Annotated in this window: 14 protein-coding genes; all 14 read right to left on the bottom strand. The window is 39.8% G+C overall.

All coding sequences use genetic code 11. The annotated features are described in order from the left end of the window. Positions 1 to 99: 99 nt before the first annotated feature. The 14 genes from QM406_RS09425 to nagA all read right to left on the bottom strand — a co-directional run bounded on the left by QM406_RS09425 (position 100) and on the right by nagA (position 12156). The gene (locus QM406_RS09425) at positions 100 to 792 is read right to left on the bottom strand and encodes a gamma-glutamyl-gamma-aminobutyrate hydrolase family protein (protein WP_414274081.1); all 693 of its coding nucleotides are present in this window, start codon (positions 790 to 792) and stop codon (positions 100 to 102) included. 288 nt (positions 793 to 1080) lie between these two features. After that, positions 1081 to 2847, bottom strand: coding sequence for an ABC transporter ATP-binding protein (locus QM406_RS09430; RefSeq protein WP_414274082.1), 1767 nt, complete (start codon positions 2845 to 2847; stop codon positions 1081 to 1083). Between the two features lies 1 nt (position 2848). Continuing rightward, positions 2849 to 4555, bottom strand: coding sequence for an ABC transporter ATP-binding protein (locus QM406_RS09435; RefSeq protein ID WP_414274083.1), 1707 nt, complete (start codon positions 4553 to 4555; stop codon positions 2849 to 2851). A gap of 189 nt (positions 4556 to 4744) precedes the next feature. Further along, positions 4745 to 5446: a histidine phosphatase family protein gene (locus tag QM406_RS09440; protein ID WP_315640440.1), complete on the bottom strand. Its 702-nt coding sequence runs from the start codon at positions 5444 to 5446 to the stop codon at positions 4745 to 4747. 58 nt (positions 5447 to 5504) lie between these two features. After that, positions 5505 to 5942: a competence type IV pilus minor pilin ComGG gene (comGG, locus tag QM406_RS09445; protein ID WP_371608244.1), complete on the bottom strand. Its 438-nt coding sequence runs from the start codon at positions 5940 to 5942 to the stop codon at positions 5505 to 5507. After that, positions 5920 to 6381 (bottom strand): competence type IV pilus minor pilin ComGF, encoded by a 462-nt coding sequence (comGF, locus tag QM406_RS09450; RefSeq protein ID WP_371608245.1) that lies wholly within the window; start codon positions 6379 to 6381, stop codon positions 5920 to 5922. The genes comGG and comGF overlap by 23 nt, the downstream gene beginning before the upstream one ends. Further along, the gene (gene comGE, locus QM406_RS09455) at positions 6344 to 6646 is read right to left on the bottom strand and encodes a competence type IV pilus minor pilin ComGE (RefSeq protein ID WP_371608246.1); all 303 of its coding nucleotides are present in this window, start codon (positions 6644 to 6646) and stop codon (positions 6344 to 6346) included. The genes comGF and comGE overlap by 38 nt, the downstream gene beginning before the upstream one ends. After that, positions 6624 to 7043, bottom strand: coding sequence for a competence type IV pilus minor pilin ComGD (comGD, locus tag QM406_RS09460; RefSeq protein ID WP_371608247.1), 420 nt, complete (start codon positions 7041 to 7043; stop codon positions 6624 to 6626). The genes comGE and comGD overlap by 23 nt, the downstream gene beginning before the upstream one ends. Beyond that, a complete protein-coding gene (gene comGC / locus QM406_RS09465; protein ID WP_075231870.1) occupies positions 7006 to 7329 on the bottom strand; it encodes a competence type IV pilus major pilin ComGC in 324 nt (107 codons plus the stop codon). Before comGC ends, comGD begins: the two co-directional genes overlap by 38 nt. Then, complete coding sequence (gene comGB, locus QM406_RS09470) at positions 7330 to 8373, bottom strand: competence type IV pilus assembly protein ComGB (protein ID WP_414274084.1); 1044 nt, start codon at positions 8371 to 8373, stop codon at positions 7330 to 7332. Next, positions 8294 to 9235, bottom strand: coding sequence for a competence type IV pilus ATPase ComGA (gene comGA / locus QM406_RS09475; protein WP_248036010.1), 942 nt, complete (start codon positions 9233 to 9235; stop codon positions 8294 to 8296). The genes comGB and comGA overlap by 80 nt, the downstream gene beginning before the upstream one ends. A gap of 57 nt (positions 9236 to 9292) precedes the next feature. Further along, a complete protein-coding gene (locus QM406_RS09480; protein WP_007555701.1) occupies positions 9293 to 9670 on the bottom strand; it encodes a DUF1033 family protein in 378 nt (125 codons plus the stop codon). 137 nt (positions 9671 to 9807) lie between these two features. Continuing rightward, the gene (locus QM406_RS09485) at positions 9808 to 10866 is read right to left on the bottom strand and encodes a zinc-dependent alcohol dehydrogenase family protein (RefSeq protein ID WP_414274085.1); all 1059 of its coding nucleotides are present in this window, start codon (positions 10864 to 10866) and stop codon (positions 9808 to 9810) included. Positions 10867 to 11004: 138 nt separating this feature from the next. Then, on the bottom strand, positions 11005 to 12156 hold the full coding sequence (nagA, locus tag QM406_RS09490; protein WP_060956243.1) for an N-acetylglucosamine-6-phosphate deacetylase: 1152 nt from the start codon (positions 12154 to 12156) through the stop codon (positions 11005 to 11007). Between the last annotated feature and the right edge of the window lie 271 nt (positions 12157 to 12427).

The following is a 12427-nucleotide window of genomic DNA, read 5'->3' on the forward strand; positions in this document are numbered from 1 at the left end:
GATTTCGGAACTTTGACAACTTTAAGAAACGAATTTTCATCGCTCTGAATATAAAAATGAAGAGGACATCAATTGTCCTCTCCAGATGTTAGTTTTTATTCAACCCACTACAGTTGACAAAGAGCCAAATAATTCTAAGTTGCCATCTTCTTCATTGACCAAGAATTCTGGATGCCACTGGAGACCAATAATACGGTGTTCGTCGATAGATTCGATTGCTTCAACAGTTTGATCGCGTGGATCCACAGCCGTCACACGGAAATTGGGTGCCAGATCTTTGATGCTCTGACGATGCACTGAATTAACCTGACTTCCTTTACCAAACAATTTAGACACTACACTGCCATCCACTGTCTCAATAGAATGTGAAGTCCCAAAAGGTAGACCTTGCCAATGACCTTCAATCTTCTGATTGAGTGTCCCACCAAAGGCAACGTTGACAAGCTGAACGCCACGGCAAATGGCTAAGATTGGCTTGTTCTGACGCAAGGCTTCTTGTAGAAGAGCTAGCTCAAACTCGTCGCGAGTTAGGTTATAGTCGTCGCTATCAATTGTTTTTTCCTCACCATAAAACTGAGGATGGACATTTTGCCCTCCAGTCAAGATAAGCTTGTCTATCATTTCTACATAGTCGTGCACAACTGACTCATCACCAACTGGGATGACCAAAGGAAGTCCGCCAACCTGACGAATACTCTCAGCAAATTTACAAGAGACTGATGAATGAATATTTTTTCCTTCTGCGTCCACAGGACATAGATTTGCTGCAACTCCAACAACTGTTCTTGCCATCACTGATTTCCTTTCCTTCTCCATTGATAATCTTATCTTATCATCCTTGCCCACTCCTGTCTAATATGTATTTTTTAAGTCCGTGATAAAATTTTTTTATCAGAAAAAGTTGCCTAAAATTAGGACAACTTTTTTGCTTATACTCAATGAAAATCAAAGAGCAAACTAGGAAGCTAGCCGCAGGTTGCTCAAAACACAGTTTTGAGGTTGTGGATAGAACTGACGAAGTCAGTAACACATATACGGCAAGGGGACGCTGACGTGGTTTGAAGAGATTTTCGAAGAGTATTATTCAAAGACAAATTGATTATGGTACAGTTCGGAGTAAAATCCTCCAAGCTTGAGTAATTCATGGTGGTTTCCTTGTTCGATAACTTGACCATCCTTAAGAACAATAATCTGATCTGCATTGAGAATAGTTTTCAAGCGATGGGCAATCACAAAACTAGTTCTTCCTGCCACAATTGCCTCCATGGCATTTTGGATCTTGCTCTCTGTTACAGTATCCACGTTTGATGTTGCCTCATCCAAAATTAAGACCTGCGGATCTGTCATCAAGGTACGAGCAATAGAAATCAACTGTTTTTGGCCAGTTGAGAAGACGCTCTGGTCATCATTAATCAGAGTATCGTACTTATCTGGTAGACTTTCGATATATTCATGGATATGCGTAGCCTTAGCAGCTGCTTCGACCATTTCCTGACTGGCATCCGGTACACCGAATCGAATATTGTCCCGAATAGTTCCGCTGAACAAAACAGAATCCTGTAAAACAATTCCTACCTTACTTCGCAAACTGTCTAAATCAAACTCGCGAATATCTGTTCCATCAAAGCTGATACTACCTGCATCCACATCATAAAAACGATTGATCAAGTTCATGATAGTTGTTTTCCCTGAACCTGTCGGACCAACTACCGCAATCATTTTCCCTTTTGGAGCTGAGATGCTGACATCTTTCAAAATAGGTTTGCCTGGCAGGTAGGAGAAGTCTACGTTACGAATCTCCACACCCTCTTTTAATTCGCTAAAGTCTGGAGCATCTTGAGGACGAATTTCTTCTTCTGCATCAAACATTTCTTGGATACGGTCTGCACCTGTAAAGGCCAGTTGCAAACTTCCCCAGCTCGCTGCTAATTGGATAATGGGCTGGTAATACTGTTGCGAAAACTGAGTAAACATGACAATCAAACCAAGTGCAGTTGCTGTCTCGATATTCTGATCATTCAATAATACAGCTGAACCGACAAAAATAACTACTGCTGTGTTGACCAAGCTCATCCCGTTCATGACAGGGAAAAGAATTCCTGAGAACATTCTTCCCTTGAAAGTGGCTTTTCGAACCCGTTCATTCTGCTCGACAAAACCAGCAATCACATCTTCTTGGATACCTTGAACAATAACGGCTTTTTGTCCAGAGATACTCTCATCCATATAAGCATTGAGTTTCCCAACTTCTTTTTGTTGGAGGTTGGTGTATTTTCGCGCTAGCTTTAAGATAAAGAAGACCATGATAACAGCTATTGGAGTGCTGGCAATTGTGATTAAAGCCAAGGTGACATTTTTTACGAACATGACAATCAGCAAGCCAATAAAAAGGGCAATATTTGTCATGACAGACACTAAACTTTCGTTGAAAGCTTGGAGAATATTATCTAAATCACTGGTAAAACGTGACAGGATATCCCCATCTTGATGGCGGTCAAAGAAGGAAACAGTCAAGCGAGAAAGCTTGCCAAAAAGTCCCTTACGCATCTCATTTGTAGATTCGGCAATAATGCGGCTCATCAAGACCATATAGATAAGACTAGAAACTACTAAAACGATTAAAATATAGGCAAGATTGAGCAGGAGTCCTAGGAGACTTTGCCAAACCATATCTGGGTTACCATTTTGATAGGCTATAACCAAGTTAGCCAGCTCTGTGACTGTTTGACCTGCAAATACTGGAAAGAGGGCTTGGGCTACCGTTGCAATGATAATCATAGCAATGACAACGATAAAGGAGGTCTTGTAAACTTTAAAATAGTTCCAAAAAAATTCAAATGTCTTCATCTTACTCCTCCTTTCCTTTTTGCGTTTCGTAAATTTCACGATAAACTGGGTTTGTTGCAACCAAGTCAGCATGTTTACCTTGACCAATCAAGCGACCTTGGTCAAGCACTAAAATTTTATCAGCATGAACAACAGAGCTAATCTTTTGCGCGATGATAATCGTAGTCGTCCCCTTCAAATCCTTGTTAAGAGCCTCTTGAACCAAGCGCTCTGACTTGGCATCAAGGGCAGAAGTAGAATCATCAAATATCAAGATTTTAGGATTGCTGACAATCCCACGCGCAATGGACATTCTTTGTTTTTGTCCACCAGAAAAGTTGGTCCCACGTTCTTCAACCGGACTTTCAAAGGCTAAGTCCATACGACTAATAAATTCACTGGCCTGGGCGATACGAGCTGCGCGTTCCAGTTCTGAAACTGTCGCATCTCCCTTTCCTTGTCTGAGGTTATCTGCGATGGTTCCACTAAAAAGAATGGCTCTCTGTAAGACGATAGAAACTGTTTTGCGAAGTGTCCCTTCACTAACTGTACGAATGTCCTTTCCGCCAATTTTGATCGAACCTTGCTGAGGATCAAATAATCGTGGAATCAACTGAGCCAAGGTTGATTTCCCTGCACCAGTTGCTCCAACAACCCCAACCATCTCACCAGCTGCGATATCAAAGGATACATCTTTTAGGATAGGTTCTGCATCATTTGGATAGGTGAAGGTCACATTTTCAAAACTGAGACTTCCTTCCAATTCTTCATCTTCCACATCCTTGAAGGTCATAGCCGGTTCTGTATCCAGGATTTCACGAATACGACGGAAGGAAATCATGGCACGAGTAACTGAATTCCCCAAAAATCCAACCATGACGATGGTAAAGATAATCTGACTCAGATAGTTCACAAAGGAAGCAATGGAACCAACTACTGATGGATCTGACTCTGCCATACCTGCTACAAGCCAGATTGAGAGAAAAACAGCCCCGTAAGAAATCAACATCATTGCAGGTTGCATAACAGAAAAGGCATAACCGATATAAAGGTTTTCTCCCAACAATTCATCTGACACCTGCGTAAATTTATCAAACTGATCTTTTTCTCGGACAAAAGACTTAACCACGCGCACACCACGCAAATTTTCTTTAGCAATGGCATTGATACGCTCTAGTAAGGTCTGGAATTTTGCAAAGCGTGGTCCCACAACTCCCATCATAAAACCCATTATGACAACAATCAGAACGACCATGAGAACTAGCACCCACCACAGAGAAGGTAGGGTGACAACTGCTAGAATAAAGGAACCGATAAACAAAAGTGGTAGTCGAAAGAGAATTTGGAAGGTCATCATGACTACGTTCTGAATCTGGTTGATGTCATTGGTCATACGCACAACAAGATTCCCTGCGTTAAATTCCTCAATATTGGCGTATGAAAAAGTTTGAATCTTACGAAAGGCATCTTCCCGTAAGTCTGACGAAACTCCTTGAGCAATGTAGGCGGCTAACACAACATTGATGCCACCTGCAATCAAACCAATCAAGGCAACAAGAATCAACCAAAATCCGATAGTATAAATAGCTTCATTATCACCCGTTAGCAGTGCCTCTAAAACCTCCTGCAAATAACGTGGTTGCAAGAGTGAACTCGTTACCATTAGACCTGTCATGACCAAGGAAGCCAGTGCCTGCCATTTATAAGTTTTTATTTTCTGAAACAGCATATTTCCCCCTTCTAAGATAGACAAAAGGGAACGACAACTCTGTCAGTCCCTTCTTATGCTTTCATGTTGATGCTATTCTAACAAAAAAGAATGCTATTGTCAAAGCACTCAGCTCTCGCAAGCTTATGCAAGCACGACATTAGCATTCTATCAATCCTTTAAAAATTCTTCTAAATTTAGTGCTGAATTTTATTGTTCTGAACTAGCTTGCTCGTCTAATTGAGCTCGTCCAATTTCACGGTAGCTACGGTCCCCAACAATCTTGACTGAGAACTGACCATCTTCGTACTCTAGAATCGTCACACTTCCGTTATCCAGACCATGTGGATGCATGCCGTTAATGAGGTAAACAATAGTTCCAATTGTCATTCCATGACTGACAACGAGAGCACTTCCTCCACCATTGGCTTCCATTTCCTTGGCAATGGCTTCAAAACCTTCCCAGATGCGATCACTTAGTTTTTCCCAGCCTTCAGCCCAGCCTGCAGTATCCACTTCTACCAAGCCTTCAGCTAGTTCCGCATAGGACAAACGATGCACATGATCGACATTAAAGATACGAGGAATGATGCCCATAAATAGGTCCCCATCATAAGCACCATCAAAGCTACCAAAGCACCACTCACGGATTCTCTTATCCATACGATAAGGAATTTGCCCTGTTAAACCAAGTTCCTCAAGGATAATTCCCATAGTCTGAATGGTCCGCCCTGAGTCACTCGAGTAAGCACGCTCAAACTTTAAGCCAGACTCACGCAGGCCAATTCCCAATTCATGAATACCTCGCTCTCCCTCAGCTGTTAGGGGAGTATCACTCCAGCCTTGAGCACGCCCAATCGTGTTAAACATTGTTTTCCCATGACGCACTAGATACAATTTTACACTTGCCATTTTCCGTCCTCCATATGTATCTATTATAGCATGATTTCAAGCAAAAACCTCGTCCAAACTACTCTGTGCCGTTCTTTGAAGGTGCTAATTTGGAAGACATAGCCATCTCTTTTTTAACCTGTTCTTCTTTTTTCTCCTCACTTCCTTCTTTAGACTTTTTTTCTGTTTTCTTCGTTTTGTCGTCGGTCTTTTTCAAAGGTGGAAAACGAAATTCAAATTGATTTTTTTCTGTAGAAATAGTCGTTGTGAAGAATTTTTCGTCATTTCGATAAGTTGACTTCCCTACATTAAAGGACTGCTCTCCATTTTCAGAAGTAGCTTTTTCATAGGTTCTCTTAGCCATAGCATAAGCCACCAGTTTCTCTTTATTTAAGACATAATCCTGATGATAAGCTACTTGCCGGTTCAGATAAAATTGCAACAGAAGACTAAAAATTCCAGCAATAGTGATAGCGTATAGGAGAACTCCTGCTCTAACTTTTTTCTTTTTCAACACGATAGATAAACTCCCTCTCTAGTCCCTTTTCAAACTGAAAATTGAAATAGACATTTTGCCCTTTTTGGTAAATATGAGCTGATTTCAGACCGTAGACCATGGGTTGATAACCACGTCCACTAGCATCTGTTTTCCGGAAATCATTTGACTTTGATTTACCCATGGAAATGGGCTTCCCTTCCTGTTTGAGGTAAAGCCTATCATTCTCCACTTTTTCAAATTGGGCTCGATTCAGCTCTGCTTCTAGCTGATCTACAAATAAAAGCCATTCTTTTTGCTCACTTCTCTGCTGATAGCGAACTTCTGAAATCAAGAGTCGGCTCATAGATTGAAAAAGAAGCAAGCTACCACTAATAACGATAAGGGCAACCAAGGATTCTAACAGTGTAAAAGCTCTGACCCTACTTGTCTTGAATCGCCAGTAATTTCTCCGTTCCATGGTGTACCTCCAAACCTTGCTCATTCGAGACAACATGAACCGTAAGGCCATTGACGGTCAACTGCTTTTGTCCAGTCTGCAAAGCCATACGAGCCACTCGCAAAACTTCTTCCTGTTTTAGAAGCTCTGCTTCTCTTTTTCTACTTTCTTGAATCTGCCCCAGCAAGAGGGTTGCAATACTGGCAAAAATGGCTAGTGAAATCACTGCTTCCAGTAAAATAACCGCCTTAATTTTTTGCTTCTTAAATACGTTTAATCTTTCCATTTCCTAGATATAGTTGGTAGCGAACCACTTCTTTCCTTGTTTGAAATCTGATGCTAACCAGATATGAACTACCTCCAGCCTTATCAAATGTTATTGACTGATGTGACTGAAGCTGAATCCCTTTAGGAATGGCTAACTTTTGATAGCCATTACTAATACTCCTCTCTTCTAATATTAAATTCATCTTTTGTTGACTAGCCAGACTTCGTTTCTGGGTTTCTCGATAAAGTTCCTCAAACTCCATAAAGAAAATTTGTTCTTCCACAGTTGCAAAAGTGGATTGAACTGAACTTGACAAACCCAAAGCCAAAATGCTGACTATCCCTAAAACCAATAGACTTTCTAGCATGGTAAAAGCCCTAATCCGCAACTGTTTGACTTGTCTTTTGTTTATCATGATACTCTTTGTAAGCTTTTGCTTGCTCAGCAGTGATACGTCCATCTGCCTGTAATTTGCTTAGACTAGCATCTTCATTTTTATCCAGACTATACAGTTCTGCTTGACTTTCTACCACCTTGACGACAGCTGCTTTACCCTTGTCATTCACTGCATCCTTTTGCTTAGTAAGATTTGGCACAAACAGTAAGAGTAGAATACTAATGATGAGCAATACGACCAACATTTCTACAAGAGTGAAAGCTTTTGCCTTCGCTTCTTTTAATTTCATCAACATTTTTTTCATCTAAAAATTAACCTCCATATTTTGATACATGGGCAGCAACATAGCTGCATACAATAAAACGATTAGCAGGGCTACAAAAATAAAGACCAGTGGTTGAACAAGGTTCATGGTCCGATTGACTCGGGTAAAGAAGGATTCCCAGGTTTTTTCCGCATAGATTTCCAATTCGCTCCCCAGTTTGGATTTGACCTCTCCGTATTCAATGATTAAACCCAACTCTCTTCTAAAGAAAGGATAATGTTGCACAACTTTCGAAAATTCATGCCCATTTTGCAAGGCTTGATCTAAATCTTGTCCTATTTCCCTAAAAAGAGGATTTCCTTGCTCCTGCATCATCTGGAAAATCTGTGATAGCTCCAGACCTTGACCAATCATATTACCCCATTCTCGAGCATAATAGGCAGTTAGATAATACTGAATAAACACACCTAGAAAGGGGATTCTAGCTAGAAAAGAAAATACTTGTATCTTCCTAGATTTTCTGTAGAATATCAGTCCTGTTAAAGATACTAGAGCTAACGCTAGAACAAGCCCAAGAAAAATCTGTGGCAAGTTACTAATCACTAAGGTAGCTATATTACTACTATCTAGTTGAGGTAAGAGATAATTCCGCAAACCCAACATAATGAGCAGTAAGAAAGCTAACAAAATGACTGGATAGGTCGCAACTTCAATTAACTTCTTCTTCACCTTAGCAAGATTATCAAGATACTCTTCAATTTTCCCTAAACTCAAATGAAGATTTCCATGAACTTCAGCCAAGGAAAGTTGCGTGACAATAGCACTCGAAAAACCTAAAGTTCTCATCATTTCCGAGAAGGATTTCCCCTGCGAGAGTCCTAAGCGCATCTGAGATACATATTTCTTTTCCAACAAAAGACTTCTATCAAGAAAGGAAATGATTTCTACCAGATGAAAACCACTGGAAAATAAATTGTTAAAAAGAGTGATGATTTTCTTCTGCTTACTGGTAGCTAATTTTCTCCGTTTCAGCTTGAAGGGCAGTGATATGTCCTTCTTTAAGAAGCTGGTCAATTTGTCCATTCCACTTTTCTGCCTGGTGTTCTTGGTAATTTTTGTTTGCAAAATCAATAATTCCTCCTCCTGCGATTAGTCTTTGGTAACAAACACCTTGTAAAACTACTGCAAGTTCATCTTCACTGACACCAAGTTCTAAGAGGCGCTCATAAACCCCACGAACACTCTTGGCATGGATTGTCGAGAATACCGTGGCACCTGTCAGACTAGCTCGTACAACGGCACGGGCTGTTTCGCTATCTCGAATTTCTCCAATGATTAAAAGATCTGGACGATGTCGTAGGGAAAGTTTTATCAAGTTCTCATAGCTAAGTCCGATAGCTTCATTAAGCTGTAACTGTAGCATCTCTTCCTGCTTAATTTCTACTGGATCTTCAATAGACATGACCTGTTGTCCCTTAAACAATGACTTGGCTAATTCATGCATCAAAGTAGTTTTGCCACTTCCTACGGGGCCTGCAAAAAGATAAAGCCCGCGTTGCCTAAAACCCTTTTCCAGTTCCATAAGGTCCTGAAACCAGAAGCGCAACTCTTGTTCTTGATCATGCAAAAGCCGGATTACTAGACTCTCATGACCACGATAATCTCCCACCGTCGATAAACGTAATGAAGAAACCTTGTCTCCATGCTGATAATCACAGGAACCAAGCTGACTACGGCGTTTTTCTCCAACGTTCATCCCCGCAATAAACTTAAAATGACTAATGACAGCCCCCAACTTTTCAAAGTCATAGGTGTTAATCAAATGTCTCTCATCTCCAACTCGCATATGTAGCTCATAAATCTTTTCTTTAGGAACAAAATAGATGTCCTGAGCTCCCTGTTTTTTGGCCAGTGTAATCAATTCTTGTGCAAGTGTTTGTACCATATCTTCCTCCTCATTCTTATTATTCGAAGAAAATATAAAAAAGAAGAAACAACTTCATTAAAAAGTTGTTTCTTCTTTTTTTATGCGACAAGTACGGTGGATTTCTAAACCAGTCTGCTTTTCGTAACCAGGTCTAAATTTTTCATCAGGAATGACTTGACCATCTTCCAACAAAGCCAAGGAATGATATTGCTGAAGAAATTCATCGCATTCTTCACACCAGCGTTTATCTTCTGGATCCCAAAAAATAGTCATCAAGTCTCCTCTACTTTTGTAAAGGGGAATCTCCTTTTCTAACTCAAACCAACAAGACTTATAATATTTCAAAGCGTCATAATAGTTATCAAATTTTTTGCTCGCAATGACGTCGTCTTCCCAGCCTTCTATAAACCACCACGGTTCAAAATCTCCGTACATTTTTATAACTCGATACATAGTTTAACTTCCTTTGTACCGTATATTATAGCGAAATTTTGAGAACAATGAAAGAATTTTGCTCATTTTCACGAATTATATAACATTTTCAAAAAATCCAGCTATTCAAAAACGAATAACTGGATTTAAAAACAAGATTAACCTTCTGAAATATCGTTTTCAATGATCACTTTAATCGCATGATGATCGGCGGCCTTACTAAATACTTCATAGGCCTTTTCTATTTCACTAAGTTTGAAATAATGAGTTACCAATTTTTCAGGTTCAATTTTATGACTTTCTAAGGCTTTCAAAAGCTGAGGAGTTGTATTGGTAGAAACCAATCCAGTAGTAACATTAATGTTACGAATCCAAAGAGTGTCCAAATCAAACTGAACTGGCTTACCATGCACACCACAGTTGGCTACTGTTCCGTCTACACCGATAATCTTTTGACAGAGATCAAACGTTGCAGGAATTCCTACCGCCTCAATAGCGACATCTACACCTCGACCATCTGTCAAATCATAAATTTCTTGAATTGCCTTTTCAGGATCTGAAGAATTAATCTTATGAGTAGCACCGAAAGAAACTGCAGTATCCAAGCGGTTATCGTCTAGGTCCACCATAATCAATTTAGCTGGTGAATAGAATTGTGCCGTCAAAAGAGCTGCCAATCCGACTGGCCCTGAACCAACGATAGCTACACTACAACCAGGCTCAACTTTCCCTTTTAAGACACCAATTTCATAGCCAGTTGGCAAGATATCAGATAACATAACCAAAGCTTCATCAGACAAGTCAGCTGGAGTATGATAAAGAGTATTATCAGCATGGGGCACACGAAGATATTCTGCTTGCATACCGTCAATCAAATGTCCAAAAATCCATCCACCTTCGTCTTCACAGTGAGCATAGATTCCCTTTTTACAGTAGTAGCATTTACCACAGGCACAAACACAAGAAATCAAAACCTTATCGCCTTTTTTGAAGTTTGAAACTCCTGCTCCAACTTCCTCTACAACACCAATTCCTTCATGTCCTAAGATTGTTCCACTCTTACAAGCAGGAACATCCCCTTTAATAATATGAAGGTCTGTACCACAAATAGTAGTCTTAACGATACGCACAATAGCATCTGTTGGCTTGCGAATAACTGGTTTGTCAACATCAACAAATGACGCAAGGCCTGGTTTAACGTAAGTATAAGCTTTCATAAGCAATCCTCCGCTTTTTTATTTGTATTGTTTATATCATAATTGTAAGCCTTTTCAATATAAAAATCAAGTAATATGTGAAAGTGTTCACGAATTTATTAAAAAAAGTAGAAACTAAAGTCGTTTCTACTTTTTAGATTATGCTTGATAGCGTTTTTCTCCATCTAGATAAGTTGCTACTAATTCCAAATCTTTATCTAGCACGATAAAGTCTGCATCGTAGCCTTCACGAATTTGTCCACAGACGTCATCGATATGAACTGATTTAGCTGGGTTCAGACTAGCCATCATGACTGCTTCATGAGGATTTGCAATTCCCCACTCAACGACATTTTTCAAACCATCTTTAAGTTTGAGAATGGAACCTGCCAAGTTACCTGTAGATTTAAGGCGAGCAGTCCCATTTGCAACTACAACTGGAAACTCCCCTAACATATAATCACCATCTTGCAAACCACCTGCTGTCATACAGTCAGTGATAAGGGCAATATTTTCAGTTCCTTTTTGTTTAAGAAGAATTTCGCAAGCCTTAGGATCCACGTGATGACCATCACAAATCAATTCTGCATAAGTGTGTGGTAACTCATACATAGCACCAACCATACCAAGTTCGCGGTGTGTTAAGCCACGCATTCCATTATATGCGTGAACCCATACACTAGCTCCAGCATCAACAGCTTTTTTTGCTTCATCAAAGGTAGCATTAGAGTGACCAAGAGCAACAGTTACACCTTCACCAGTAATAGTACGTACAAAGTCCTCAACCCCATCACGTTCAGGTGCAAGAGCAATTTTATTAAGAAGACCATTAGCAGCCTTCTGCCAAGCGCGGAACTCATCCATACGTGGATCTTTCATGTAAGCAGGGTTTTGAGCTCCTTTAAATTCCTCAGTAAAGTATGGCCCTTCAAAATAGATACCACGAATCTTAGCACCAGATGCTTCTTGATAGCGTGCACCAATGTTTTCAGTAACAGCCAGCAATTGTTCGTATGATGAAGTTAGTGTAGTTGGTAGGAAACTAGTAACACCTGTGCTAAGAAGACCTTCACTCATCGTATGAAGAGTTCCTTCAATATTATTATCCATGACATCCACACCACCAAAACCATGAATGTGGGTGTCAACGAGACCAGGTGCAATGCTGTAACCAGAGTAGTCTAAAATTTCTGCATCATCCGAAATCTCTTCAACATGCTTACCAAACTTGCCATCAATAAGTTCTAAATAACCTCCACGACGAATACCATGTGGATAGAAAAATTGATCAGCTTTAATATACTTAGGCATAATGATAACCCCCTTAAGAAATAATCTACTATTTATTATGTCAATTACATTATAAACCTTTCAAAACAATTTGTAAATGGTATAGACCTATTTTTACTAAAATTTTTATAAATAAAGAAAAAAGACAAGGCTTATAAACCTTGTCTTTCAGAACGAAGACAAATGTCATTTTTGGCGTTTGTCTTTTTTACTTTTCAAAAATATGTTGTCTCATCATCTGATATTCCATCCGAAAATCTGTATTTGAGAAAAATAAAAAGGGATATTTCCT

The organism is Streptococcus infantis (assembly GCF_047465035.1).
GTDB classification, from domain to species: domain Bacteria; phylum Bacillota; class Bacilli; order Lactobacillales; family Streptococcaceae; genus Streptococcus; species Streptococcus infantis_T.

Coding starts and splice junctions, on each gene's coding strand:
- QM406_RS09425 (WP_414274081.1), bottom strand. CDS start 792: ATGGCAAGAACAGTTGTTGGAGTTGCAGCAAATCTATGTCCTGTGGAC.
- QM406_RS09430 (WP_414274082.1), bottom strand. CDS start 2,847: ATGAAGACATTTGAATTTTTTTGGAACTATTTTAAAGTTTACAAGACC.
- QM406_RS09435 (WP_414274083.1), bottom strand. CDS start 4,555: ATGCTGTTTCAGAAAATAAAAACTTATAAATGGCAGGCACTGGCTTCC.
- QM406_RS09440 (WP_315640440.1), bottom strand. CDS start 5,446: ATGGCAAGTGTAAAATTGTATCTAGTGCGTCATGGGAAAACAATGTTT.
- comGF (WP_371608245.1), bottom strand. CDS start 6,381: ATGGAACGGAGAAATTACTGGCGATTCAAGACAAGTAGGGTCAGAGCT.
- comGE (WP_371608246.1), bottom strand. CDS start 6,646: ATGGAAAGATTAAACGTATTTAAGAAGCAAAAAATTAAGGCGGTTATT.
- comGD (WP_371608247.1), bottom strand. CDS start 7,043: ATGATAAACAAAAGACAAGTCAAACAGTTGCGGATTAGGGCTTTTACC.
- comGC (WP_075231870.1), bottom strand. CDS start 7,329: ATGAAAAAAATGTTGATGAAATTAAAAGAAGCGAAGGCAAAAGCTTTC.
- comGB (WP_414274084.1), bottom strand. CDS start 8,373: ATGGACAAATTGACCAGCTTCTTAAAGAAGGACATATCACTGCCCTTC.
- comGA (WP_248036010.1), bottom strand. CDS start 9,235: ATGGTACAAACACTTGCACAAGAATTGATTACACTGGCCAAAAAACAG.
- QM406_RS09480 (WP_007555701.1), bottom strand. CDS start 9,670: ATGTATCGAGTTATAAAAATGTACGGAGATTTTGAACCGTGGTGGTTT.
- QM406_RS09485 (WP_414274085.1), bottom strand. CDS start 10,866: ATGAAAGCTTATACTTACGTTAAACCAGGCCTTGCGTCATTTGTTGAT.
- nagA (WP_060956243.1), bottom strand. CDS start 12,156: ATGCCTAAGTATATTAAAGCTGATCAATTTTTCTATCCACATGGTATT.